Source organism: Shimia haliotis (genome assembly GCF_900114415.1).
GTDB lineage: Bacteria > Pseudomonadota > Alphaproteobacteria > Rhodobacterales > Rhodobacteraceae > Shimia > Shimia haliotis.
In genome coordinates, this window is the sequence record NZ_FOSZ01000001.1 from 767,205 (window position 1) to 792,945 (window position 25,741).

General features: G+C 58.4%; 25 protein-coding genes. 9 read left to right on the forward strand and 16 right to left on the reverse strand.

Annotated elements, in window-relative coordinates; all coding sequences use genetic code 11:
* Positions 1–174: 174 nt before the first annotated feature.
* Positions 175–429, reverse strand: coding sequence for a hypothetical protein (locus BM069_RS19615; protein WP_139216128.1), 255 nt, complete (start codon positions 427–429; stop codon positions 175–177).
* A gap of 314 nt (positions 430–743) precedes the next feature.
* Between BM069_RS19615 and BM069_RS03790 the strand changes: the two genes are divergently transcribed.
* Entirely contained in the window at positions 744–1,253 is a 510-nt protein-coding gene (locus BM069_RS03790; protein ID WP_139216129.1) for a hypothetical protein, read from the forward strand.
* Here BM069_RS03790 and BM069_RS03795 read toward each other — a convergent pair.
* From BM069_RS03795 to BM069_RS03805, 3 genes are all read right to left on the reverse strand, one after another.
* Entirely contained in the window at positions 1,168–2,640 is a 1,473-nt protein-coding gene (locus BM069_RS03795; RefSeq protein ID WP_093320418.1) for a carboxypeptidase M32, read from the reverse strand. The two genes, BM069_RS03790 and BM069_RS03795, sit on opposite strands and share 86 nt — an antisense overlap.
* A 15-nt stretch (positions 2,641–2,655) precedes the next feature.
* Entirely contained in the window at positions 2,656–3,810 is a 1,155-nt protein-coding gene (gene ctaA, locus BM069_RS03800) for a heme A synthase (protein WP_093320421.1), read from the reverse strand.
* A gap of 67 nt (positions 3,811–3,877) precedes the next feature.
* The gene (locus BM069_RS03805) at positions 3,878–4,624 is read right to left on the reverse strand and encodes an RNA methyltransferase (RefSeq protein ID WP_093320423.1); all 747 of its coding nucleotides are present in this window, start codon (positions 4,622–4,624) and stop codon (positions 3,878–3,880) included.
* Between the two features lie 130 nt (positions 4,625–4,754).
* Between BM069_RS03805 and BM069_RS03810 the strand changes: the two genes are divergently transcribed.
* The 5 genes from BM069_RS03810 to BM069_RS03830 all read left to right on the forward strand — a co-directional run bounded on the left by BM069_RS03810 (position 4,755) and on the right by BM069_RS03830 (position 8,396).
* Entirely contained in the window at positions 4,755–5,084 is a 330-nt protein-coding gene (locus BM069_RS03810; RefSeq protein ID WP_093320426.1) for a TfoX/Sxy family protein, read from the forward strand.
* Between the two features lie 78 nt (positions 5,085–5,162).
* A complete protein-coding gene (locus tag BM069_RS03815) occupies positions 5,163–5,786 on the forward strand; it encodes a thiamine phosphate synthase (protein WP_093320428.1) in 624 nt (207 codons plus the stop codon).
* Between the two features lie 20 nt (positions 5,787–5,806).
* On the forward strand, positions 5,807–6,700 hold the full coding sequence (locus BM069_RS03820) for a PfkB family carbohydrate kinase (RefSeq protein WP_093320431.1): 894 nt from the start codon (positions 5,807–5,809) through the stop codon (positions 6,698–6,700).
* A complete protein-coding gene (locus tag BM069_RS03825; RefSeq protein WP_093320434.1) occupies positions 6,697–7,617 on the forward strand; it encodes a pseudouridine-5'-phosphate glycosidase in 921 nt (306 codons plus the stop codon). Before BM069_RS03820 ends, BM069_RS03825 begins: the two co-directional genes overlap by 4 nt.
* A 95-nt stretch (positions 7,618–7,712) precedes the next feature.
* Entirely contained in the window at positions 7,713–8,396 is a 684-nt protein-coding gene (locus BM069_RS03830) for a DUF502 domain-containing protein (RefSeq protein WP_093320436.1), read from the forward strand.
* Positions 8,397–8,501: 105 nt separating this feature from the next.
* On the opposite strand, the gene BM069_RS03835 is transcribed toward BM069_RS03830, so the two are convergent.
* A complete protein-coding gene (locus BM069_RS03835; RefSeq protein ID WP_093320439.1) occupies positions 8,502–9,275 on the reverse strand; it encodes a 3-hydroxybutyrate dehydrogenase in 774 nt (257 codons plus the stop codon).
* Positions 9,276–9,585: 310 nt separating this feature from the next.
* Here BM069_RS03835 and BM069_RS03840 point away from each other — a divergent pair, with 310 nt between their 5' ends.
* A complete protein-coding gene (locus BM069_RS03840; protein ID WP_425288656.1) occupies positions 9,586–11,400 on the forward strand; it encodes an extracellular solute-binding protein in 1,815 nt (604 codons plus the stop codon).
* 16 nt (positions 11,401–11,416) lie between these two features.
* On the opposite strand, the gene BM069_RS03845 is transcribed toward BM069_RS03840, so the two are convergent.
* Genes BM069_RS03845 through BM069_RS03855 form a run of 3 tightly spaced genes read right to left on the reverse strand, consistent with a single transcriptional unit; the run spans position 11,417 to position 14,798 of the window.
* Positions 11,417–12,775 carry a cytochrome P450 gene (locus BM069_RS03845; RefSeq protein WP_244503520.1) on the reverse strand — a complete coding sequence of 453 codons (1,359 nt, stop codon included), beginning with the start codon at positions 12,773–12,775 and terminating at the stop codon, positions 11,417–11,419.
* Entirely contained in the window at positions 12,772–13,989 is a 1,218-nt protein-coding gene (locus BM069_RS03850) for a hypothetical protein (protein ID WP_093320442.1), read from the reverse strand. Before BM069_RS03850 ends, BM069_RS03845 begins: the two co-directional genes overlap by 4 nt.
* Before the next feature lie 56 nt (positions 13,990–14,045).
* Positions 14,046–14,798, reverse strand: coding sequence for a cytochrome c biogenesis CcdA family protein (locus BM069_RS03855; RefSeq protein ID WP_093320445.1), 753 nt, complete (start codon positions 14,796–14,798; stop codon positions 14,046–14,048).
* A gap of 94 nt (positions 14,799–14,892) precedes the next feature.
* Here BM069_RS03855 and BM069_RS03860 point away from each other — a divergent pair, with 94 nt between their 5' ends.
* Entirely contained in the window at positions 14,893–15,114 is a 222-nt protein-coding gene (locus BM069_RS03860; RefSeq protein ID WP_093320446.1) for a sulfurtransferase TusA family protein, read from the forward strand.
* Positions 15,115–15,177: 63 nt separating this feature from the next.
* On the opposite strand, the gene BM069_RS03865 is transcribed toward BM069_RS03860, so the two are convergent.
* From BM069_RS03865 to purC, 8 genes are all read right to left on the reverse strand, one after another.
* Positions 15,178–18,288: an Rne/Rng family ribonuclease gene (locus BM069_RS03865; protein WP_093320449.1), complete on the reverse strand. Its 3,111-nt coding sequence runs from the start codon at positions 18,286–18,288 to the stop codon at positions 15,178–15,180.
* A gap of 410 nt (positions 18,289–18,698) precedes the next feature.
* A complete protein-coding gene (locus BM069_RS03870; RefSeq protein WP_139216130.1) occupies positions 18,699–19,379 on the reverse strand; it encodes an HAD family hydrolase in 681 nt (226 codons plus the stop codon).
* 12 nt (positions 19,380–19,391) lie between these two features.
* The gene (locus tag BM069_RS03875) at positions 19,392–20,078 is read right to left on the reverse strand and encodes a hypothetical protein (protein WP_139216131.1); all 687 of its coding nucleotides are present in this window, start codon (positions 20,076–20,078) and stop codon (positions 19,392–19,394) included.
* Positions 20,079–20,181: 103 nt separating this feature from the next.
* A complete protein-coding gene (locus BM069_RS03880; RefSeq protein WP_093320456.1) occupies positions 20,182–21,516 on the reverse strand; it encodes a sigma-54-dependent transcriptional regulator in 1,335 nt (444 codons plus the stop codon).
* Positions 21,517–21,522: 6 nt separating this feature from the next.
* Entirely contained in the window at positions 21,523–23,286 is a 1,764-nt protein-coding gene (locus BM069_RS03885; RefSeq protein ID WP_093320459.1) for a sensor histidine kinase, read from the reverse strand.
* 36 nt (positions 23,287–23,322) lie between these two features.
* Entirely contained in the window at positions 23,323–23,991 is a 669-nt protein-coding gene (gene purQ, locus BM069_RS03890) for a phosphoribosylformylglycinamidine synthase subunit PurQ (RefSeq protein WP_093320462.1), read from the reverse strand.
* A complete protein-coding gene (gene purS, locus BM069_RS03895) occupies positions 23,991–24,221 on the reverse strand; it encodes a phosphoribosylformylglycinamidine synthase subunit PurS (protein ID WP_093320466.1) in 231 nt (76 codons plus the stop codon). Before purS ends, purQ begins: the two co-directional genes overlap by 1 nt.
* A gap of 97 nt (positions 24,222–24,318) precedes the next feature.
* On the reverse strand, positions 24,319–25,074 hold the full coding sequence (gene purC / locus BM069_RS03900) for a phosphoribosylaminoimidazolesuccinocarboxamide synthase (RefSeq protein ID WP_093320468.1): 756 nt from the start codon (positions 25,072–25,074) through the stop codon (positions 24,319–24,321).
* 153 nt (positions 25,075–25,227) lie between these two features.
* Between purC and BM069_RS03905 the strand changes: the two genes are divergently transcribed.
* Positions 25,228–25,542, forward strand: a complete 315-nt coding sequence (locus BM069_RS03905; protein WP_093320471.1) for an ATPase inhibitor subunit zeta — start codon at positions 25,228–25,230, stop codon at positions 25,540–25,542.
* Positions 25,543–25,741: the final 199 nt, after the last annotated feature.

Consider the following 25,741-nt stretch of genomic DNA (forward strand, 5'->3'; position numbering starts at 1 on the left):
GGTGGTAAGACAGTCAACGCAGACTATGCCCTCAACGACAAAGGCCCCTGACTTCAGACGGTTAACAGAGAGAAGCGCAAAGTGGTTCTGATGGACGTTGGTGTGCTACGAGTTGCGCGGTCAGACGGACGCAACATGCTCTGCAAGGTCCGCCATCCGAAACCCGGGGATATTCTACAGATCATTACGATGCATCCGCCGTGATCGGTCTACATAGTCATTGACGTCCAACGGCTCAGGGCTGGGATCAAGGTTAAGCGGGGTCTGCTGCAGGTCTTTGGGGCTCACCATGCCGAGTTGCTTGTCATCACGCAAAACACTGTCATCCACCCCTGCACCATGACTTTCATCACCATAGGCGTTGCGGCAATAGCGTAGGTCACAAAAACCGGATTTTCTAAATTGATCTGATCTATGAGATTTCCCCATTTGCCATTCTAGCACGAGAGGCCCACTCCGATCCAAACGAAACGCCGCTCTGCACAATTTGCGACAAAATTGACGGCCATTGTGAATTCGACACGTTGGTACAAGCGGGGGCCTGCCCCTATCTTACGAGCCTTGGCAAAACTGAGAACCAAGGATCGAACACCGATGGACTCCCCCGCATCCCGCAATTTAAAGCCGATCGTCATGCGAACACTGATCGCGAATTACTTGATGCTTGCAGCGTCGGCATTGCATCGAGCCCCAACATGGTACCGCTCCTCTCCCGCCTCATGCCCGAACCCTATGCGCTGTCCATGAGCACCGCGAAAATCTTCCTGACCGCCAAAACGATGATGACAGGTATCTGGCTGCGCGGCTGCATTCATATCCTTGCGATGATAGTGGCGCTCAACATCATACTAGAACTTTTTTGTGTTTCAGGCCGCACCAAAACCCCTTGTGTTCATGCAGGAAATCGTGACCCTTTGCCCATGCAGCAATGCCTGATGCTGATGAACGGGCGCCACTTCCGTCACTCCTCCATCGTCAAGAAGCACATCCGTGTACACCGATTGGCTTCCGAGCAACGTGTTGAGCCGTCTTTGCCCCGCTTTGAAGACGACATTCCGGCGGCAACGCCTGTCGTGATCAACATGCCACCTCTGCGCGCGCCAAAGCCCACTTTTGAGGTTCAGCAAGATGACGTCGTTATTAATGTCTTCGCCACTTCACCCTGCACTAAAGCCCGTACAAATCGCCAAATTTGGCTTCCAGATACGCCAGCAACGGCTCACCGGACGGCGCAGCGCCGGTCGCATGCGTGATGGTATCCGCAGGGGTGCGCAATCCGCCAAATTGCTGCAAATTCTGGCGCAGCCAGCCCGTCGCAGCCGAGGTGTCGCCCTGTGCCAATTGTGCATCCAAATTCGGAACCGCATTGCGCAGCGCCTCATTCAGGCATCCGGCATACACATTGCCCAGCGAATAGGTCGGAAAATAGCCAAACAGGCCCACCGACCAATGAACATCCTGCAACACGCCGTTAGACGGTTTGTCCACGGCATAACCGAAATCGGACGCGAACCGGTCATTCCATGCTGCCTCAAGGTCATCCACCGCGAGATCGCCCAACATCAGCGCCCGCTCCAGATCAAAGCGCAGCATGATATGCAGGTTATACTGCACCTCATCCGCCTCGGTCCGGATATAGCCGTCGTTCACGCGGTTCACCGTGCCATAGAAATCATCGGCTGTTTTGACGCCAAAGTCGCCAAAGGTCGCCTTCATCTGCTCAAACAGCCAACCGGTATAAGCCCGGCCGCGCCCAAGCTGGTTTTCGTAGATCCGGCTCTGGCTCTCGTGCACGCCCATCGACACGCCACGCCCAAGCGGGGTCAGCAGATAGTCACGGCTGATGCCCTGTTCATAGGCCGCGTGGCCGACTTCATGAATGGTTGAATAGAAACAATTGAACGGCTCATCCGAGGTGCGCGTGGTGATACGCACATCCAGCCCGCTGCCGGAACAGAACGGGTGCGTCACGCAATCAATGCGCCCGTGGTCAAAGTCATAGCCGAACGACGCCGCCAGCTTTGCGGTCAGCGCCATCTGCTTGTCTGCGGGGAAGTCACCAACGAGCTGAGGTGGTGCCTTGGCTGCCAACACCGCCTCGCGCAGCGCCACCAGACGCGGCCGCATCGCATCAAACATTGCCGCGATCTCGACGGCCGTCATCTCCGGCTCATAGTCATCAATCATGGCGTCATAGACGTTGCCGCCCGCCGCCAATGCCTGACCTTCCTGCTGCTTGAGCGCCACGACGTCTTTCAGCGTCGGCAAGAACGCCGCCACATCTTCGTCTGCGCGTGCCTGTGCCCAGATGCCCTGCGCGCGGCTGGTGACCTTTGCGATTTCCGCGGCAAGATCGGCTGGAACCTTGGAGGTGCGCTCATAGGACTTGCGGATATGGCGCATCTGCGCGCGCTCGACCTCACCCAGTTGTGCGTCATCAATCTCCGCCAGCCACGCGCCAACCTTGGGGTCAATGCGACGCGCATGCAGAACGCTTTCCATCGCCGCCATTTCCTCGGCGCGTTGCGGGGCCGCGCCTTTGGGCATGATCGCTTCCTGATCCCACCCCAAACGACCGGCCACCTGACCCAGCGCCTGAGTGCTGTGCTCAAACGCCATCAACTCGTCATATGCAGACATTGTATTTTCCTTTTCTTATGCCGCGTCGCGGACCGAAGTCGCAATTGGATAGTGGCTCAGGAACCGCGCCCGCAGGATCAACGCCCAAACCAGAATGGCCACGCCCTGATGCACAATCGCGATGTGGACCGGAGCCGCATAAACCACCGTGGCGATGCCAACTGCGATCTGCACCGCAATTGCCGCCACCGCCGCATTAAACGCAAACCGTGTTGCCGTGTGGGCCGACCCGCGCGCACGCCGCCAGACCACAACCGCAAAGATCACCAGAAGGTATCCCCAGACGCGGTGCACAAACTGCACCAGACCGGGATTCTCAAAGAAATTCCGCCATGCAGGCTCCAACATCATCGGATCGGGCGGGATCACCTGCCCGCCCATCAGCGGCCAGTCGGTATAGCTGCGCCCGGCATCAATACCGGCCACCAGTGCGCCAAGCAAAATCTGCACAAAGCTCATGTGCAGGAGGCCCGTTGAGAGACCAAAGAGCTTGGCTTCCTTGCCGCGCCGCGCCTGCATCAGGTCACGCTCCGTGCGCCCCAACATCAGGATATACCAGCCGATAAAGCCCAGAATGATGAACGCCAGCCCCAGATGCGTCGCCAGTCGGTAGCTCGCCACCGTGGTCACGCCCTCGCCCGAGGTCACGCCGCTGGCGACCATCCACCAGCCCACAGCGCCCTGAACGCCGCCCAAAGCACCAATCAGCAAAAGCCGACCGGTCCATCCCGTGGGGATCTGCCGCGCGGCTGCAAAGCCAAGGAAACCAACTGCCCAGACAAGACCAATCACGCGGCCCAGCTGACGGTGCCCCCATTCCCACCAATAGATGGTTTTGAAGTCCGCCAGTGTCATCCACTGGTTTTCGATCTGCCACTGATCAATCTGCTTGTATTTGTCAAATTCCGACTGCCAGTCCGCCTCGCTCATCGGTGGCACGGCTCCGGTCACAGGGCGCCACTCGGTGATCGACAGACCACTGTCGGTCAACCGTGTCAGCCCGCCGACAACAATCATCGCCACCACCAGCGCAAAGAGCACGATCAACCACGCGCGAATGCCGCGCCGCGCGCCTTTGGTTCCGCCATCAATCACCCCCACAGCGGCCTTGGGCGCCTCTTTTGGGGTGTCACCGGATACATCTTCGAAAATGCTGCGTTTCTGGCTCATCGCTGCGCTCCTGATTTGGCTGCGAGATTAGGACTGAACAGGGTGGGCTTCAAGCGCAGATGAACCTTTATTCAGAGCGCTCTTTCCAGCGCACCATCTGCCGCATGACACCATGCAACATCTGCACATCCGCCCGTGTCAGACGCATACGGCTCCACATGTTGCGCAGATTGATTTTCATGCCCTCGGCCTTGGCCTCCGGATAAAAGAACCCCGCCTCATCCAACCGCTCTTCATAGTGTTTCTCAAGCGCCTGCATCTCCGCATGGCTGGCCCATTCGGTTTTTGCCATATCCACGCGCTCATGCACGATGTCCGCACTTTGGCGGCGCCACTCATAAGCGGTCAGCAACACGCACTGCGCCAAATTCAACGAGGCATATTCTGGGTTCACCGGCACGTTAATGATCGCATTAGCGCGCGCAATGTCTTCGTTCTCAAGCCCTGCCCGTTCCGGCCCAAACAGAACCGCGACCTTCTCGCCGCGCCCGATCATCTCGGCCGCCTGCTGCATCGCGGTCTCCGGCGTCACAACGGGTTTCGTCAGCCCGCGCGCCCGCGCCGTGGTGGCAAAGACATAATGACAATCCTCAAGCGCCGCTTCCGTGCTGTCGCAAAGATAGGCCCCGTCCAGAACGCGCCCGGCCCCCGAGGCCATCGCCACCGCGCGCTCGTTCGGCCAGCCATCACGCGGGCTGACAACCCGCATCTTATCCAGACCAAAGTTCAACATCGCCCGCGCGGCGCCACCGATATTCTCGCCCATCTGGGGACGCACCAAAACAAAGGCGGGCTGCGGCTGATCGCTGGACATGGCTGACTCCTGAGAAAATTCGCCCGCTGATACTCTTCAAACCCTTCCAAAACAAGCCACCCTGCTTCATCTTGCTATAAATACCCGCGCCGCAGGCACAAAATCTATTTTTCCGACCGGAGGACCAGACATGGCCTATGACGAAGGACACGCCACCTTGATGCGCGAAGAGTTTGCCGACGTCGACGGCATCACCGAGAAAAAGATGTTCGGCGGCCTCTGCTTCCTGCTTTATGGCAACATGGTCTGCGGCGTACACAAAGGCGGCGGCATGGCGCGCGTCGGCAAAGAACGAGAGGCGGAGGCACTGGCAATAGACGGCGTTGACCCGCTCTCCTTTACGGGACGAAAGATGGGCGGCATGGTCGATATTTCCGAAGACTTGCTTGCGGACGACGATCTTCGTGCACAGGTCATCGCGCTGGCACTGACCCACGCACGCAGCTTGCCGCCGAAATAGTCCAACCCGCATAGCCATTGGCATTAATCCGCGCTATAGCGGCGCAATATACACGACAGGGACCGTAGGAGACACACCATGGCCGATTTAGAGCTGCCACAGATCTATTTGATCACGCCCCCGGACATCGAACTCTCCCGCTTTCCGGAACAACTCGCCGCAGTGCTGGACAGCGCCGACATTGCCTGTGTGCGTCTGGCACTGGCCACCAAAGACGAAGACCGTATTTCCCGCGCCGCAGATGCACTGCGCGAAGTCACCCATGCCCGCGATGTGGCGCTGGTGATCTCTGAGCATGTGCTGCTGGCCGAATGCCTCGGTCTGGACGGTGTGCATTTGACGGACGGCGCACGCTCCGTGCGCAAGGTGCGCAAAGACATGGGCGACGACGCCGTTGTCGGCGCGTTCTGCGGTGCCTCCAGCCATGACGGCATGACCGCCGGTGAACACGGCGCCGATTACGTCAGCTTCGGCCCCGTGGGCGCGACCCCGCTTGGGGACGGCACCTTGGCGGAAAAAGACCTCTTTCAATGGTGGTCGCAAATGATCGAAGTGCCGGTTGTCGCCGAAGGCGCGCTGGATGCCGACATCATCGCACAGCTCAGCCCTTTCACCGACTTCTTCGGCATCGGCGAAGAAATCTGGAAAACCGACGATCCGGTCGCGAAACTCGCTGAGTTCCGCGCCGCCTTCACCGCCTGATTTTTCGCGAAAGGCCGACCATGACCCAGACGCCAGACATTCTCTGCATCGGCTCCGTCCTCTGGGACATCATCGGCCGCGCGCCCAGCCACATGCGCCAAGGCTCAGACGTGCCGGGCCGCATCACCCGCCTACCCGGCGGCGTGGCCTGGAACATCGCCATGACGTTGGCCCGCTTCGGCCTGCGCCCCGCGACGCTCACTGCGATTGGTCGCGACAGCGAAGGCGACGAGCTGATGACCGCCTGCACCGAGATGGGCGCGATCATGGATTACGCCTACCGCTCCGCGGACCTGCCAACCGACACGTATATGGCCTGCGAAGGCAAAAACGGCCTGATCGCCGCCATTGCCGATGCCCATAGCCTTGAGGCCGCCGGCGACAAAATACTGACACCGCTGGAGGATGGCACCCTTGGCTCGGAGGCCGCGCCCTATGCAGGTCTTATCGCGCTTGACGGCAACCTGACCCAACGCCTGCTCGACCAGATCGCCCGCAGCCCGCTTTTTGCCAGCGCCGATCTGCGTGTCGCGCCCGCCTCGCCGGGCAAAGCTGAGCGGTTGATGCCTTTCCTGATGCATTCCCGCGCGGTGCTCTATGTGAACCTCGAAGAGGCCGGATACCTCTGCCAAAAAGAATTCACCACCTCGCAGGACGCCGCGCAGGGCCTGCTGGATCGCGGCGCCGCCCGCGCACTGGTGACCGATGGCGGCAACGACGCCTCCGACGGCACGCCTGAAGGCATCATCACCCAACAACCGCCAGCCGTTCTTGTGACCCGCGTCACTGGCGCTGGCGACACGTTCATGGCCGCGCATATCGTGGCCGAATCCCAAAACGCCAATCGCGAAGAGGCGCTCGACCGCGCCCTGACCGCAGCGGCGAAATACGTTTCCGGAGAACACGCAACATGATGACACTCACCCGCTCCCCCGAAGTGATCGAAGCACTGAAAAACGGCACGCCTGTTGTGGCGCTGGAAAGCACCATCATCACCCACGGCATGCCCTATCCGCAAAACCTCGAAGTGGCGCGTCAGGTCGAGGCCGACATCCGCGCCGCCGGTGCGACACCTGCGACCATCGCCGTCATCAACGGCACGCTGCACGCAGGTCTCACCGATCAACAGCTCGAGGACTTGGCGCAAGCCAAGAACGTCGCCAAGGTCTCCCGCGCTGACATGCCGGTGATCATGGCCAAAGGCGGCATGGGCGCCACAACTGTGGCCGCCACAATGATTGCCGCGAATCTGGCCGACATCGACGTCTTCGCCACCGGCGGCATCGGCGGTGTGCACAAGGGCGCAGAGACAAGCTTTGACATCTCCGCCGACCTGCTCGAACTCGCGGCCACCCCAGTGACCGTCGTGGCAGCAGGTGCCAAAGCCATTCTCGACATTCCCAAAACGCTGGAAGTGCTGGAAACCCACGGCGTGCCTGTGATCGCCTATGGTCAGGACAGCTTCCCCGCCTTCTGGTCTGCCACCTCCGATCTCACCGCGCCTTTGCGTATGGATACGGCGGCCGAGATGGCCCGCGCCGCACTGATGCGTCAGGCAATGAACCTGCCCGGTGGGCAGTTGATCGCCAACCCCATCCCAGCCGAGTCCGAAATCGCCGCCGATGTCCTCGCCCCCGTGATTGCACTAGCGACCGCAGAGGCTGACGCACAAGGTGTCACCGGCAAAGGCGTCACGCCTTTCCTTCTGCAGCGCATCTTTGAGTTGACCGAGGGCAAATCGCTGGTGGCCAATATCGCTCTGGTACGCAACAACGCGCGGCTTGCGGCGGAAATCGCCAAAGAAATGTGCATCTTGCGCGCCAAAGCCTAAGCGCTGCGCGGCACAATCGCGCGACCTAAGGTAAACTCGTTGCACCCCTGCGCAGAAATGCATACCTATTTGCCAACATCTGCGCAGGACCAGCAATGACCACACCTTTCGACGAAGAGAAACACAAGACCGGCTTTTTCGGAAAACTGCGCTCCAGCTTTCTGACCGGCCTCGTTGTCGTCCTGCCCATCGCGATGACGATCTGGCTGGTCTGGACGCTTGTCGGCTGGGTCGATGGCTTTGTCCTGCCGCTGGTGCCCGACACGGTCAAACCGGAAAAATATATCGGCATCAACCTGCGCGGCGTCGGCCTGATCATTTTCCTGATCTTCACCGTTTTCGTCGGCTGGATCGCAAAGGGTCTTATTGGCCGCTCACTTCTGGTTTGGGGCGAAGGTATCGTCGATCGCATGCCTGTCGTGCGCTCGATCTATTCCGGCGTAAAGCAAATCGCCGAAACGGTCTTTGCCCAAACCGAACGCAGCTTTGAAAAAGCCTGCCTGATCGAATATCCACGTCGCGGCATCTGGGCCATCGGGTTCATCTCGACCAACGCCAAAGGCGAAGTCGCCGAAACCGCCGCCACGACCTCGCCTTTGATGAGCGTCTTTGTCCCGACCACGCCCAACCCGACCTCGGGGTTTTTGCTGTTCTTCCCCAAAGACGACATCATCGAGCTAGACATGTCTGTCGAGGATGCCGCCAAATTGGTGATCTCAGCTGGTCTGGTCTACCCCAATTCCAAAGATCCGACCCAACCACCAGAATCCGACGCCTGATCGCTTCCTATTGCACCAAATACCTTGGGGCAGTGACAGCCTGCTGGCACTGGGGCAACAGCGCCTAACAAGCGCGCCCCGCATGGGGCGCACCGCAATTTTCGCTTACAATGCCGTCCAGCCGCCATCGACGCTGATGGTTGTGCCGGTGATCTGGGCTGCCGCATCAGAGGCTAGGAAACAGACGGTGCCACCCAGTTGCTCCACAGTGGCAAATTCGCGGCTCGGCTGACGCTCAAGCATCACCTTCTTGATCACCTCTTCCCGGCCCATGTTGTATTTTTCCATGGTGTCGGGGATTTGCGCCTCTACCAGCGGCGTCAACACATAACCCGGGCAAATCGCGTTACAGGTGATCGGCTCCTCGGCGGTTTCCAGCGCCACGGTCTTGGTCATGCCAACCACACCGTGTTTGGCCGCAACATAGGCTGCTTTGAATGGCGAGGCCGTCAAACCATGCGCGCTGGCGATGTTGATCACCCGCCCCCAGCCGCGCTTGCGCATATACGGCAAAGCCGCCGCGGTGGTGTGAAAGGCCGAGTTCATGTTGATCGCGATAATCGCGTCCCATTTGTCGACCGGAAACTCGTCAATGGGCGCCACATGCTGAATGCCGGCGTTGTTCACCAAAATATCACAACCGCCCGCGGTTTCGATTAAGGCCCGACACTCCGCCCCTTTTGACATGTCCGCTTGGATATATCGCGCAGGGACACCAAACTCTTTGGAGATTTCAGCCGCAAGCGCATGATCTTCGTCCCGGTTGGTGAAAGAATTCAGAATCACCTCTGCACCGGCACGCGCCATTTCCCGCGCCACACCCAGACCGATTCCCGAATTCGATCCGGTCACAATGGCGGTTTTTCCAGATAGGCTCATGCCCCACATCCTCCTACAGATTACGCACCTGCACCATATCATGCTGCATCAGCAAAATAAGGGACATCCCGCCACATCCGTAGTCTTACGTAGATCGCCTAACCCTGCTGGGACAAAGCCAAAAAAAACGCCCGCACGAAGCGGGCGTAAAGTTATTGAGGCAGGTTTCATACAGGCAAGAAACCTATCGAGCAGTGACACCTTTATAGGCATTTCACGGCCGCTCTCCAAGCTAAAAGTTTGATAACCCACAAAACCCCCGCTACTCATTGGCTCAACAAAACAACGACAGCACGGGATTGTTCGAGCAATGAAACCAGTATGTTTCTTCCTAAAATTTGCCGCGAAGGCCGCCGCAGCCGTTGTTTTCATGGCCGCCAAGGGAATCACCGACCCCTCGCACGGCATTGCCATGTACGGCGACCCAGCCCTGCCTGCCGACTTTCAGGCGCTGCCATATGCCAATGCAAACGCCCCCAAGGGCGGCAGGATTGTCACCGGCAACACCGGTGCCTTCGATTCGCTCAACCCATTTGTGCTCAAGGGAAACGCTCCGTGGCAGCTCCGATTCTTTGCCTATGAGTCCCTCATGGGCCGCAACCGCGGCGAGCCGTTTGCGCTTTATGGGTTGCTGGCCGAATCCATCGACACCGCGCCGGACCGGTCGTGGGTCGAATTCACCCTGCGCAAGGAGGCCCGTTTCTCCGACGGCTCGCCCGTAACTGTTGATGACATGATTTGGTCCTATGAAATCCTCGGCACCGAGGGCCACCCCCGTTATCACGGCTTCTGGAAACAGGTCGACAGCATCCAAGCCACCGGCCCGCGCACCGTGCGTCTGACGTTTAACACCGACAACCGCGAACTCGCCCTCATTGCTGGTCTGCGCCCGATCCTTAAGAAAGCGCAATACGCTGACAGCGCGCTCACCGACGCGACGCTCACCAACTTCCCCATCGGTTCCGCGCCCTATGTGGTTGGTGATTTCGAACCGGGCCGCCAAGTCACACTTCGCCGAAATCCCGATTACTGGGGCGCCGACCTGCCCCTGCGCCGTGGCACCAACAACTATGACGAAATCCGCATTGATTTTTATGGTGATGGTGAAGTGCTTTTTGAAAGCTTCAAGGCTGGCGAAATTTCATATGCGCGTGAATTCAACGCCGAAAAATGGGCCAACCAATATAATTTCCCCGCCGCCCAGACGGGCGATGTGGTGAAATCCGAAATCCCCCATCAAAAACCCTCTGGCATCACCGGTTTTGTAATGAACACACGCCGCGCCCCGCTGGATGACATCCGCGTGCGCGACGCGCTGACACATGCGTTTAACTTTGAATACATCAACGACACCCTGACAGGTGGACGTCAGCCCCGCATCAGCTCGTTCTATTCCGGCTCACTTTTGTCCATGCAACCCGGCCCCGCCGAGGGTCGTGTGGCCGAGTTCCTTACACCGTTTGCGGATCAGCTGCCCCAGGACACCATCGCCGGATACACCCTGCCCGCCTCCGACGGATCCACCCGCAACCGCCGCAACATGCGCACTGCCATCAAACTTTTGTCTGAGGCCGGATGGGAGGTGGTTGACGGCAAAATGCGCAACGAGGCGGGCAAGGCGCTCGCACTCGATATCCTCTTGCCGCAAAACGACACGCAGAACAAAGCCATCGTCGACATTTGGCGCAAATCTCTGGAACAGCTCGGCATCGACGTGTCGGTCACTCTGGTTGACAACGCACAATACACACAGCGCACCGGCGCGTTTGATTTTGACATCACCAAAGAACGCCGCGCGCTGTCCCTTAGCCCGGGCAACGAGCAGCGCCTCTACTGGGGCTCCGCCGCAGCCGATCAGACCGGCTCTCGCAACCTCGCAGGCATCAAATCTCCGGCTGTGGACGCAATGATCACAACGATGCTGACATCAGAAAGCCAAGAGGATTTTGTCGCCGCCACCCGCGCGCTGGACCGCATCCTGACCTCGGGCCGCTACATCATTCCGATCTGGACATATTCCGTCGGGCGCATCGCGCACCGCAAAGAGATGCGCTATCCGGAGGAGTTGCCGATCTACGGAGATGGAGCCGACTGGATGCCGCAGTTCTGGTGGTGGGAAGACTGAAGGCAGCCACGCACCGCTAACGCCGCTCAAGCCGCAGCCTAATGCCGTCTTTTGACCGCACCGTCAAATGTGCCACCGGTATGGGTTCCGGCCCCACAGCCGTCACTTTGAAATGCTTCAGGATCATCGAAAGGATAAGCGGCCCCTCAACCATCGCAAACCCTGCCCCTGTGCAAACCCGCGCTCCGGCAGAAAACGGAATATAGGCCTCACGCGCACAGGCTTTGCCCTCTGCCGTGTCCCACCGCGTCGGGTCAAACCCGTCCGGATTGCTCCAGATGCGTTCATGCCGGTGCAAATGCCACGGTGACACCACCACTTGCGAGCCCTTGGGCACCGCCCGATCCCGAAATTCGTGTGGGCAGCCCGCTTCGCGCACCATCATTGGCACGGGTGGATACAATCGCAATGTCTCGCGGAACACGTCCCGACTGGTGCGCAGTTTACTCACACCTGAGAAATCACCTTCAAAATCAGCAGCTTCCGCAGCGATTTTCTCCTGCCATTCGGGGTACAGCGCCATCAGATATAGCGCCCATGCCAGCGCACTGGCGCTGGTTTCATGCCCTGCGAGGAAAAAGATCGCCACCTGGTCAATCATTTCATCGGTGTCAAACTTTTCACCGGTCAACGGGTCGGCCGTTGTCATGATCTTGGTCGCCAGATCATCCGGTGCCGTGCCCGCCTCAATCGCGGCCATACGCTCTTCGGTCAACTGCCGGATCAAGGTGTTGATCATCCGGGCCGACTGTTTGGTCTCCCGCTTGAAGCCGCGGGGAAACCACTTCGGGATCGGGATGAATGCCGCGATATTCACAATCGGCTGGCTGCGTTGGTAAATCCGGAACTGGTCGAACACGCGGCTCGCCACCTCGTGTTCGATCGGAATGGAAAACAACGTGCGGAAAATCACGTCGGCCGCCGCGTGAGAGGTCTCTTCCTCGATCTCGACAACCTCTCCAACCCGCCGCTCAAGCCGCGCCACGGCCGCCTCAGCCGCGGCCAGCATCGCCGGATAGGTGTCGCGCAACCGCCCGCCTTCAAACGCGGGATCAATGATGCGCCGCTGCCGCTTCCAGACCTCGCCATTGCTGACAAACACCGAATTTCCCAGCAAAGGCCGCAGGCCTTCTGTCACCCGCGCCGACTTGGGAAAATCGTCGGGCTGATCCTTCAACACGCGCTTCACCAGTTCGGGCTGGTTGATCATAAAGGACCGGAAGAAAGGCGTTTTGAACTCCGCCATCCACGCCCGATAAAGCCGCTGCGGCTGCGCGCTGAGGATGTCTTTGCGAAACAGCGCAACATATTGACGAAGGGAAACTTTGTCGGGCCGCGCCGGTGGCTTGGGTGGCAGTTTCGGACTTTCACTCACGCCGCCACCTCGGGAAATTTGTTCACGGGTTTCTCAATCCTCGACCCGCTTGGTTTGCGCCCCTCATACCGGTCGGCCAATGTTTTTGGCCCTGCGGTGATACGGAAATAATCGTAGTCTCCCGGCCGATCAAACGCGCACATATATTGAAAATGCAGCCGGAAAAATCGCCAGCGCAGCTCAGCCCACCGCGCCTCACTCAGGGTTTGGGTAAACGCCGCTGAAACCACCAGAGGCCAACGCTTGCCGCTCTCCGGTGCCACCCCACTCACCGACACCGGATCGCAAAGCGCAAAGGCACAGCCATCCCCAGGCGCCGTCACATCCACCCACGTCAGCTCCTTTCGCTGACACAGAAAGGCCAGATCCGCTCGCAACCGATAGGCTTTGGGCAAAAACGACACCATCGGAACCACTTGCCCCAGCGACAAAAACGCGAGCGCCGGCCCATGTGCTGGCACCCGCCCGTCGCGGATCAAGTCGGCCAGAATAGACACTGCCAAATGCGCGCCACTGGAATGGCCGACCACCAGAACCTCTTCTACATCGTCGTTAAACGCTTCGGCGATCCGGTCCGCGAACTCCGCCATCCGCGCCTCAAGCTCTGGCGGATCTTCCCCCTTGGACTGTGCCGAATAGGCATAGTCGTGCATCAGGTAATAGGCGAAGAACTTGCCGTCTTTTTTCTTGAACCAGTTGAGGATCGGCGGGACCGCGGCCAGCCCGAGCAATCCAACCCAATCAGGCAGCCAGATCCCGATCAACGCACCGATCGCCAAAGCCACTAGCAAGGCCAACGCCAGTTGCACAAGCAAAAACAGAACCGGATAAAGCGCCGCGATCACCGGCCCCTTGCGCAGCCGCATCAGGCGCCACAACGCGCCTGACCCGATATAGGTGGCTGCCGTGCGAAACAGTTGCAGGTAGGTGGCCCAAATCCCTTGCTCCATGCTGTCACGCACGATGTCGGACCAGACAAGCACCTCAAAATCCGCCTGAGCCTCAGCCCCTTCAAGAGCGGCCGCAACATGCCAGCCATATGGCCCGCTGCCTGCCGCCTTGGCAGATAGCTCAAGACTGTAGTCAGAAATGGCGGCCTGCGCTGTGCCTTCCTTGCGATAAAGCTCGCGATATCTGCGCGGATGAATCGGATCATACCCGGGGATGTAAAACACCCGCCGTTTTTGCACCGCAATGTGGCTGTCCTTGCCCATGGCTTTCCGAGTCTCCTTGCGCAAACCCTAGACGCCAAATCAGGAGAAATTAAGCCCTATCCGATGGTTGCCAAAGCCGGGAACATCTCAAGAAGCCAATAGGAGAAGTTGGAGAAGCCACCTGTGAGCATCAAGAGACCGATGGTCCACAGCAAAAGCCCCATAATGCGTTCCACTTGCTCCATGTGGCGCTTCATCCAGCCCATGAAACCGCCAAGCCGGTTCATAAAGGCAGCCACAAGGATAAATGGAACCCCCAAACCAACAGCATATACACCGAGCAGAATCGTGCCGCGCGCCAGATTGCCTTCGCTTGCCGCCATCGACAGAACCGCGCCAAGGATCGGGCCGATGCATGGTGTCCAGCCAAAGGCGAACGCCAAACCCAACAAGTAGGCCCCAAAGGCGCTGCCGCCCTGATCACCCGCATCAATGCGGGCCTCCTGCATCAGGAACGGAATGCGTATCGCACCAACAAAATGCGCCCCAAAGAGCATCACCAAAAGGCCGGCAACCGTGTTGAATATCTCTTGGTTTTGCAGAAAAAACGCGCCAAAGGCCGAAGCTGTGAAGCCCAGAAACAAGAACACCGTCGACAGACCCAACACAAAGAACAGCGCCGTCATTGTGGCTTTGCGTGATGCGCCTTTGCCTTCTTGCAAATCTCCCATGCTCACGCCGCTCATATAGGCAAGATAAGGCGGCACGATCGGCAGTACGCAAGGGCTGAGAAATGAGATCACACCCGCAAAAAGCGCAACCAGCATGGCAGGGAGAAGACCTGCGTCAATGATGTCGATTCCAAACATGTCTTGAGGCTTATCCTATCGGTTCTGCCGCGTCACGGGGGCGCGCGGTCACATCCCTGTGGACAGGTTGAAACATGCCCATTATGCCTTCGCTATGGATCTGGAAATTGATGCCCTTGGCCTTCTGTGCCCCCTGCCCGTTCTGCGCCTGCGCAAGCGCATGATGCCGCTTGAGAGCGGTGCGAAAATCCGCCTGATCGCGGATGACCCCGCCGCCATCGTGGACGTTCCGCATTTTTGCAATGAGGCTGGTCATACGCTTCTGAGTTCTTCCGAGAAAAACGGGCAACTCGCATTCGTCATTCAAAAAGCCTGACCGAAAAACGCCACCCGCAAAAAAAACGCCGGGCTTTAAACCCGGCGTTTTCTGTCTCTGTTATTAACGGTTCCACCAACCGCGCCGCTTTGGCTTTTTCGGGGCTTCCGGTTCGGGCTCGGCAACCACCTCAGGCTCCGCGACCACGTCCGGCTCCGAGGCTTCGGCTTCAACCGCAGGCTCTTCTTCTTCAACCTCGGCAACCGGCTCTTCAGCCACAGCTTCCGCAGGTGCGTCTGCCGCATTCTCCTCAACCGGAGCGTCTTCAACCGGCGCTTCCTGCGCTTCCGGAGCCGCCTCTGCGGTCTCTTCAACCGGCACAGCAACTTCGGCAGACTCTTCGCTCACCGCCTCTTCGCTCTTCTTAGAGCGCGAACGGCTACGGGACCGGCTGCGCGACCGCGACTTCTTCGGCTTTTCTTCGGCCTCAGGCGTATCCTCTGTTTCAGATGTCTCCGTGGCTTCTTCGGATTTCTCCTCAGAGGCCTCGGCTCCTTCCTCTACTGAAGTCTCACCGTTTTCCCCATTTTCACCGTTTTCCGACGACGACTTCCGCCGACGACGCCGACGGCGACGCTTTTTGGGCTTGTCCCCGTCCTCAACGGTTTCGGCGGGCGTGACGTCAACGGCCTCTGCTTCGACCACTTCATCGGCCGCATCAATATCGTCCATGATAGAGCTGTCAACAGACACAACAGGTGCGGTGTCGGCTTTGACAACACGGGTCGCAGTCTTGAATTTTTCAATCGAGAAGTCTGGCGAAATCAGATGCGGATCGCCCTCGACGCGCACCGACAGGCCATAACGTGTTTCGATCTGTGCCACATGCTCGCGCTTGGCATTCATGATGTAGTTGGCAATCGAAATCGGGGCTTTGACCAAAACTTCACGAGACCGGCCACGGGTGCCTTCCTCTTCGATCTGGCGCAAGATCGACAGCGCAAGGTTGTCGTCAGACCGGATCAGACCGGTGCCATGACAATGCGCACAAGGCTGTGTCGTGGCTTCAATCATGCCCGGGCGCAGGCGCTGACGGCTCATTTCCATCAAGCCAAAGCCGGAAATCCGACCGACCTGAATGCGCGCACGATCGGTCTTCAGACGATCCTTCATGCGCTTCTCGACCGCCGCGTTGTTTTTGCGCTCGTCCATGTCGATAAAGTCGATCACGATCAGGCCCGCAAGGTCACGCAGGCGCAACTGGCGCGCCACTTCTTCGGCAGCCTCAAGGTTGGTCTTGAGCGCGGTTTCCTCGATCGAGCCCTCTTTGGTCGCACGACCCGAGTTCACATCGATCGCCACCAGCGCTTCGGTCACACCGATCACGATGTATCCACCGGATTTCAACTGCACCGTCGGGTTAAACATACCGCCGAGATAACTTTCCACCTGATAACGGGCGAAAAGCGGCAGCGTTTCATGGTACTGTTTCACGTTCTTGGCGTGGGACGGCATGATCATTTTCATGAAGTCCTTGGCGATGCGATAGCCACGCTCGCCTTCCACCAGAACCTCGTCGATCTCGCGCGAATAAAGGTCACGGATCGAACGTTTGATCAGGTCGCCTTCTTCGTAAATCTTCGCGGGCGCGATGGATTTCAGCGTCAGCTCGCGGATCTGCTCCCACATGCGCTGCAGGTATTCATAGTCGCGCTTGATCTCGGATTTCGTTCGCTTGGCTCCGGCGGTGCGCACAATGAGCCCCGCGCCGGTCGGCACGTCGATCTCGTTGGCGATTTCCTTGATCTTCTTGCGGTCTGCTGCGTTGGTGATCTTGCGCGAAATGCCACCGCCACGCGCGGTGTTCGGCATCAGCACGCAATAACGGCCGGCCAGCGACAGATAAGTGGTCAGAGCCGCGCCTTTGTTGCCGCGCTCTTCTTTGACAACCTGCACCAGCATGATCTGGCGTACTTTGACAACTTCTTGGATCTTATAGCGGCGCGGACGCGGTTTGCGCGGCGGACGGATGTCCTCGCTGTCGTCGTCATCGGCCACGGACTCGATTGTCTCGTCCTTTTCGGACGCGGCAGAGCGTTTGGAGCGGCTGCGCGACCGGCGGCTGCGCGAACGGCTCGATTTTTTGCCGTCGTCGTCGCCTTCATTTTCGTCCGATGCGTCGTCCTCAGACTCTTCTGACGCGTTCTCGGACGCTTCATCAGACTCCGCAACCGCATCTTCTTCCACAGCGTCAGGCTCGTCAGCAGGCGCCTCAGACTCTGTTTCCGCTTCCGGCGCGTCTTCGGCCTCAGCAGTTTCAACCTCAGACGTCTCCTGAGCGGCAGGTTCTTCATCAGGCGCTTCCGCGGCTTCTTCCGCTACAGCGTCGTCCGCGTCTGCGGTCTCAGTCGGAGCTTCCGCTTCGGTCTCTGTTTCTTCTCCGGTTTCCGGATCTTTGCTGAGTTTGGCGTCTTCGCCTTCAGTGTTGGCTGCAATGGTCTTTGGACCTTCGTCCTCATCCCCTTTGCCGGCTTCCTCAGAAGCCTCTTCAGACGCTTCCTCGGCTTCGGCAACCTCGACCGTTTCAACGCCAGCTTCCGGCGCGGTCTCTTCTTCGGCCGGCTCTTCCGGCGCCGCTTCGGCAACCTCTACAGCAGCCTCGTCGGCGTCGGGCGACGCCTCCGGGTCAACCTCAGTCACAACTTCCGCGTCACCGTTATCCTCGGTGTCGTCACCCAGATCAATGGTCTCCATACCGGAGATCTCGGCCGGCGCATCTGCTGCATCCTGAACCGGTGTTTCCTCGGTCTCAGAGGCCTCTGTCACACCCTCTGCCGAGGTATCCGCAGCTGCGGTCTCGTCTGTCTTCTTACGGGAGCGAGTCCGGCGAGTGCGGGTTTTCTTGGGTTTCTCGTCTTCTTCGTCGCGGGCCTTCATGGCCTCGGCATAGGCGCGCTCTTCCTCAAGCAGCGCCTCGCGGTCAGCCACAGGAATCTGATAATAATCAGGATGAATTTCAGAAAACGCGAGGAAGCCATGGCGGTTTCCGCCATAGTCTACAAAGGCCGCCTGAAGCGACGGCTCAACCCGTGTTACTTTTGCGAGATAGATGTTGCCAGCAAGCTGGCGTTTGTTTTCGGATTCAAAATCAAATTCCTCGACCTTGTTTCCGTCGACCACAACAACGCGGGTCTCTTCCGCGTGGGTGGCATCGATAAGCATTTTCTTTGGCATGTTGTCCGTTCGCACCGCCGCAATCGCCCGCGTCCCGGAGGACCGAGGCTTAGGGATTGTCGGGGATGTCTTGTCTGAGCGAGGGGATGCGCGCGGCCGAGGGGGCCGCTGGCGGCCTCTGCTCGGTCTATCAATATATTCGCGCGCTTCATCGCGGTTCTTCTCCGACACCGCGGACGTTTTCGCCACGCTGGTGCCTGTTGCATGCCCTCCGCTTGGCGGATCGGGCGTCTCTCTGATCCGGAACTCCGGACCCAATCGGTCTGAAACAAGTGTCGGGCATTTGGCCTATCGACGGGTCTGTTTCAGCGAAACTCAATACGGCACGCACCTTATGCGTGGGCCGTCCTTACTACATAAGACCACACCTGTGGAAAACACAATGGGTAATCAACCAACAGATGCCCTGTTCAGGTTAATGTCGCCTTAAGCACACCAAGGTGGACACCTGCTTGCCAAAGATCACCCACCGCATGCTGCCCGAGATTGGGCAGCGCCACACCTTCGGGACGCAAATCCGGCACTTGATATGTCAGACATCCAGCCTGTGTAGCAGCACGCGTGCCGACGTCGCTGTCTTCAAAGGCGACACATTCCTCAGCCTGCAGCCCCAGCAGCTCCGCCCCTGCCAGATATGGCGCCGGATCGGGTTTGTTCGCGCTGACCATATCACCCGCAACAACGCCCTCAAAAAAGGATCGCAATCCCGCGGTTTCCAACTTGTGTTGTGCCATCTCAGAAACGGTCGAAGTCACGACGCACATAGGTACGCCATGGCTCCTAAGCCCTTGCAATAAATCAATTACATGCGCCTTTACAGGCACCCCGCGCGCCACTTGCGATCGATAAAGCGCCCGCCAATCCTGATCAAAAGTCCTCACGTCGACCCTTGGTGGCAAAAAGGCCTGCAATCGCGCGGTGGTTTCGGTATTTGATGTGCCGACTAGCGTGGCAAAAAACGCCTCAGCCGCCGTTTGCGTCACGCCGACATCCGCTGCCACCTCAACCAACGCGGCCATGAACTGGCGCTCGCTGTCCAAGAGCAGCCCGTCCATGTCAAACAACGCGCCGCGGATCGCCCCAAGCGTCACGCCACGCAGCCCTTAAAACTCACGCCGATAGCCAATGCTGACCGAGTCGTTCTGTCCGAAACTGTTGTCGGAATAAAAGGCCATCACGTTGATGGTGTCGCGCTTGGACAAGTTAAAAGTAAAGCCGCCGCCAATGCCGTATCCGCTGTAGTCGTTGCTGCCCCGAGACAGAACGCCAAAGCTTTTGAACACCACAAGCGGAGAGATCGGCTTCAGAGCCATTGCGCCAACATACCCGCCGCGACTTTCAACCTCGGTCGAGAGCCCGCTCGGCATGTCAAGAACCGCGGCACCGCCGTTTCCTTCGGTATAGTTGGCACCAAACATCGCGAAGACCTGCCAGCCTTTCGGGTTGTCTGTGGCGCGATAGATCGGCGCATAGCTCCCGATCGAATATTGCGTTTGCGTCACGCCTGAATTCAGCTCCCGCTGTGACGCCGAAACATTCACAATCCCGAAATTAAACAGATACGACCCGCCAGCGGTCCATTCGCCCGTGTCAGACAGCCGCACATTGATTTTGCTGACCGGTCCAACAGCAACCGACCCCGACAGGGTCCATTTATCCGAATAGCTTAGACCAACCTTGGTGATCACCTTGGTTGGGTCGTCCGCAAGCTTAGTGTCACTTTCTTCCGCTATTGCGCCGCCCGCAACCAGCGAAAGCACCGCCAAACCCATTGTAAAATTTTGCGTCATAACAATTCATCCAATCGAAAACGACGGCGCACAGCCATATTCGCCGCGCGCCGTTCCAAATTCATCGGGTGACAAAAGTCGCCCACTTTACGCAAGTCAGTGCTTACAAATAGTCCGCCCGCGCAAGACCGTATTTGGCCATCTTTTCGTTCAGCGTCCGGCGCGGAAGGCGCAGCTCTTCCATCACCGCAGCAATCGAACCGCGGTGCCGACGCATGGTGTTGTCAATTAGCATCCGCTCAAATGCTTCAACGTATTCCTTGAGCGGCTTGCCTTCGGTGGTCATCACCGGCTGCATTTCTTCGTGATCCGACATCAGCAGCGATGCAATAGACCCGCCGTCACGACGCGACTGAAGCACAGCTCGCTCCGCAAGGTTGATCAGCTGACGGACATTGCCAGGCCAAGGTGCCTGCAAAAGTTGCGCAGCTTCCTGCGCGCTCACCTTAGGAGCATCACAGCCGTATTCATCCGAAAACTGCTCGGACAAACGGGTGAACAACGTCAGGATGTCTTCGCCCCGCTGACGCAGCGGCGGCACGGTCACGCGCAGCGCGGCCAGACGGTAAAACAGATCAGAACGCAGCGCATCCTCACAAGTCTTGTCCTGCTCCTGCATGTTGGAAATCGCGATGATGCGGGTTTCCGCAGGCGTGCCCTGCTCGTTGATCACGTTCAGCAGACGGGCCTGATTGGTGTCGCTCAGGCTCTCGATGTCTTCCAGAACCAGAATGCCGCCCCGCGCCTCTTCGATCGCAGGCAACTGGCTGTCTTCGGGGTTCATTGGCCCAAACAACCGTTTTGCCAGCGCATCTTCCTCAAAGGCGCCACAGCTCACGAGCACAAACTTGCGCCCCGCGCGGCTGCCCACGGCGTGCATGGCATGCGCCACCAACGTCTTGCCGGTGCCGGTTTCGCCATCAATCAACACGTGACCATCAGCTTGACCCAGATCCAGAATGTCCTCTTTCAGACGTTCCATCACAGGGCTCGCCCCGATCAGCTTGTTCATGATCTGCGTGCCATCCGACAGCTCGCGGCGCAATGCGCGGGCGTCCATCGTCATGCGGCGCGCGTTGGCGGCCTTTTTCGCAAGCTGGGTCATCTGATCCGGATTGAACGGCTTTTCGAGGAAATCAAACGCCCCCACGCGCATCGCTTCCACCGCCATCGGCACATCGCCGTGGCCCGTGATCATAATCACCGGCAACGCGCTGTCGCTGCCCATCAGCTTTTTCAGAAACTGCATGCCGTCCATGCCCGGCATCTTAATATCGCTGATCACAATACCCGGGTAATCCGGTCCCAGCTTCTTGAGCGCATCTTCCGCGCTTGCAAATGTTTCGGTGTCATATCCCGAGAGCGCCAGCCATTGGCTAATCGACTGACGCATATCCTGTTCGTCATCCACGATGGCGATTTTCATGCCTTGTGCCACAGGTAATTACTCCGCTGCTTCAATGTCTTCATTCAAGATCGGCAACTGCACCTCAAATACAGCGCCTTCGGTCTGACCGTTGCGAGCCGTTAACCTTCCGCCCAAGTCACTTATGATCCCTGACGAAATTGCCAACCCCAAACCGACTCCGTCGCCTGGGGCCTTGGTGGTGTAAAATGGCTCAAACAAGTTGTCCAAATCCTCGATTCCGGGGCCATTGTCACGCACCGTCAGAGTGGCGGTTTCACCGGCTGCCAGCAGGATCTCGATCTCCGGTTCAGCGACGCTTGTGGTCGCATCCAATGCGTTCCTGAGAAGGTTAATAAGCACCTGCTCAACCCGCACCTGATCGCCCATCACACGCACCGGTTGGTCCGGTACAATTTTACCGATTTTGACCTTCCTCTGACGCAGTTGCGGCTCCATCATCGACAGCGCAGATGACACGCAATCCCCCATATTTACAGGGCGAAACTCATCTCCGCCCTTGCGCGCGTAGGACTTCAACTGCTTGGTGATCGAACCCATCCGGCTGATCAAATCATCGATACGCTGAAACGATGAAAGCGCCTCTTCGGGGCGGTTTCTCGCCACCAATAAGCGCGCGCCCGCCAAGTATGTCCGCATGGCCGCCAAAGGCTGGTTCAACTCGTGGCTGACCGCCGCCGACATCTCTCCCAAAGCCGCCAATTTCGAGCTCTGCGCGAGGCTTTGTTCAGCCACTTCAAGGCTCAATTGCATGCGTTCACGCTCGGCTATTTCCCGCTGAAGGCGACTGTTCAATGCGCGGAGTTCCACCGACTCCCGCTGTACCAACGCCATGCGGACCGCACTTTTCCGGCTCGAGAGGTAGAACACCAAGGCGATCAGGATGGCGAATCCCATCACCTCAAGCGCCAAAACCGCGTTTACCTTTTCCCGAACACTCGCATAGGTGGTATAAGACGTCATTGTCCAACCGCGAAACGGAATACGAGAACTCATCCGCATCACAGCCTCACCAGCGAAATAGGCATCCGCAGGTGCCTTGGACCAATCGTTTGTCACCTGCAACGCCCGCCCGATTGCGCCGCTCACGGGCTCGCCTGCAAGCGCTTGCGCCTCTGTCTGGCCCCGCCAGCGTGGCTCTGTCGACAAAATCACCGTGCCTTCGCTGTCAGTGACAAACACCGCATCCGAAATTCCGGCCCATGTGCTTTCGAACTTGCGCAGGTCCACTTCCACCGCGATCACCCCGATGGTGCCGCCCAGATTTTCAATCTTGCGCGAATACACAAAGCGGTGCGCCCCCGCCTCATCCAATGTCAAAGTAAACAGCGTGACGTTAGAGCGTTGTGCGTTCACAAAAAAATCGGACTGCCGGTAATTCGCCCCAAGCCGAACCCGATCCGTGGCCGCCACAACCCGACCGGTCTCGTCCATCAACAAAAGTGACGCGGCGCCGATCTCGTCAACAAAGGAAATCAGCCGCGTAGTGGATTGGGAAAAGTCGCTGGAATTCAACGCGCCGATCAAGGCCGGATCTTTGGACAGCAATTGCGGCACAATCGCATTGCGGCGCAACTCGCTGACAAGGTTGCCTGAGTATAGCGCCAACCGCAACTCGGCGCGGTTGCGGGTATTCTCGGTGAACCTGTCGGTCAAAAAGCTGTTGGTGACATACATTGTCACCCCGGCAATCACCACAATCAGCAGCAACGCAACCCGGGTCAGCCAACTCGCCATCACGGGTCGCGGATCTATCATATCGTGTATTGGGCCATTGCTCATGTCGCCAGCCTACGCGGGCAACCCCGCGCGCTCAAGTCACGCAGTGGCAAACTGGTCCGTCAACGCGCGGAACATCGCCACTCCGTCTGTGCCGCCGTGGCCAATATCCGCACACCGTTCCGGATGCGGCATCATTCCCAGAACACGCCGATTTTTGCTCACGACACCGGCGATATCCGCCACCGAACCATTCGGGTTGTCGGTATAGGTAAAGGCAATCCGGCCCTCGTCCTTGAGCTGTGCCAGCTTTTCGTCGGTCACAAAGTAGTTCCCGTCGTGGTGCGCGATCGGCACGTTAATCACGTCGCCCGCGCTATAGGCCGCGGTGAACACCGTGTCCGCGGTTTCCACCCGAAGCCCGACCGAACGGCAGATGTACTTCAATCCGGCATTGCGGCGCAGCGCACCAGGCAGCAGACCGGTTTCGGTCAGGATTTGAAACCCGTTACACACACCAAGCGCATAGCCACCACGTTCGACATGGGAAATCAGCGACTGACAGATCGGTGAATTGGCCGCAATCGCGCCACAGCGCAGATAGTCGCCAAAGCTGAACCCACCCGGCACACCAACAATGTCGACGCCTTCCGGCAGAGCCGTATCCTTGTGCCACACCATCGTGACGTTCGCGCCCGCCTGCTCGAACGCAACCGCCAGATCGCGGTCACAGTTGGAGCCCGGAAATACAATGACCGCCGCTTTCATCAGCCCATCTCCACCCGATAGCTTTCGATCACCGTGTTGGCCAAGAGCTTTTCGCACATCTCGGTCACGGTCGCCTCAGAAGTGCCCTCGGCCAGATCCAATTCGATCACCTTGCCCTGACGCACGCCTTCAACGCCATCAAAACCAAGGCTGCCAAGCGCGTGGCGCACGGCCTCACCCTGCGGGTCCAGAACACCGTTTTTCAGCATGACATAAACGCGGGCTTTCATCAGATCTCTCTCCGGTTCGGCAATCGCGGGACCACCCCGCTTCATCTCGCCATAAATAGTAAAAAACCGGCGCCCACCACAGGCACCGGCATATCCGTTAGTTCACAAGCGTCGGCTTTGGGCCGGTGCCTTTGGGCATCACACCCAGACGCCGCGCCACTTCGGCATAGGCGTCCGTCAGACTGCCCAGATCGCGGCGGAACACGTCTTTGTCGAGCTTCTGCCCGCTTTCGATGTCCCACAAACGACAGCTGTCGGGGCTGATCTCATCCGCCACAACAAGACGCTGGAAATCCCCCTCGTACACGCGGCCGATCTCGATTTTGAAATCAATCAGCTTGATGCCGACGCCATACATGACACCGCTCATGTAGTCGTTCACCCGCAACGCGAGGCCCAGAATGTCGTCCATGTCCTGTTGGCTGGCCCAGCCAAACGCCGCGATGTGCTCCTCTGAGACCAATGGGTCGCCAAGGCTGTCATCTTTGTAGCAATATTCCACAATCGGGCGCGGCAGCTGCGTGCCTTCTTCAATACCCAGACGTTTGCTCATGGACCCGGCCGCATAGTTGCGCACAATCACTTCCAGCGGAATGATTTCGCAGTTGCGCACCAGTTGCTCGCGCATGTTCAAACGCTTCAGAAAATGCGTCGGAACACCGATCTGGTTCAGGCCCACCATAAAGTATTCGCTCAGGCGATTGTTCAACACGCCTTTGCCGTCAATCACACTCTGCTTTTCGGCATTGAAAGCCGTGGCATCGTCCTTGAAGTATTGCACAATCGTGCCAGGCTCGGGGCCTTCAAACAGGATCTTGGCTTTGCCTTCATAGATTTTTTTGCCACGGGCCATGCGGGTATCCTTTTTGCGCCGGGATGAGTCCCGGATTTAGGCGCTCTCTTAAGGCATGGTGAACATTGTCGCAAGCAGCGCACCAGCGCTTGCACCGATACATGACAATTACCATATATGTTCTAAGGGAATTTAATGGAGGGCCCATAGAAAATGAACACTTTTGAAGAGCGCGAAACCGCCTTTGAAGCCAAATTCGCCGCCGATGAGCAGAAACTGTTTGTCGCCAGAATGCGACGCAATCGTTTCATGGCGGTCTGGGCATCAGCCAAAAAAGGCGAAACCGTTGAGCAAGCGCGGGAATTTGGCCGTGAACTCATCAAAAAGGACCTGCAAGAGGTTGGCGATGAAGACGTCGTTCAGGCTGTCTTGACCTATCTTGGCGACCTCACCACAGAAGAGGTGGTGCGCCGCAAGCTTGTCGAGATGATGGGCGAGGCGAAATTCCAGATGGTTCAAGAAAGCTGATCGCAACCTGCATCGGCATTTTCAAAGCGCGGGATTTGCCCGCGCTTTTTTTGTGGCATTGTCACTGATCCGCGTGGGCGAATGGCAAACGGCCCGCTCTGTCGATCCGCACCAATATTCGCCAAGCGGTGCGAACAGGGATTTATTCTGCACAGATCCTTTTGCGCTTCCGGCCCCAAATCGCCAAGACGCCGCCCCT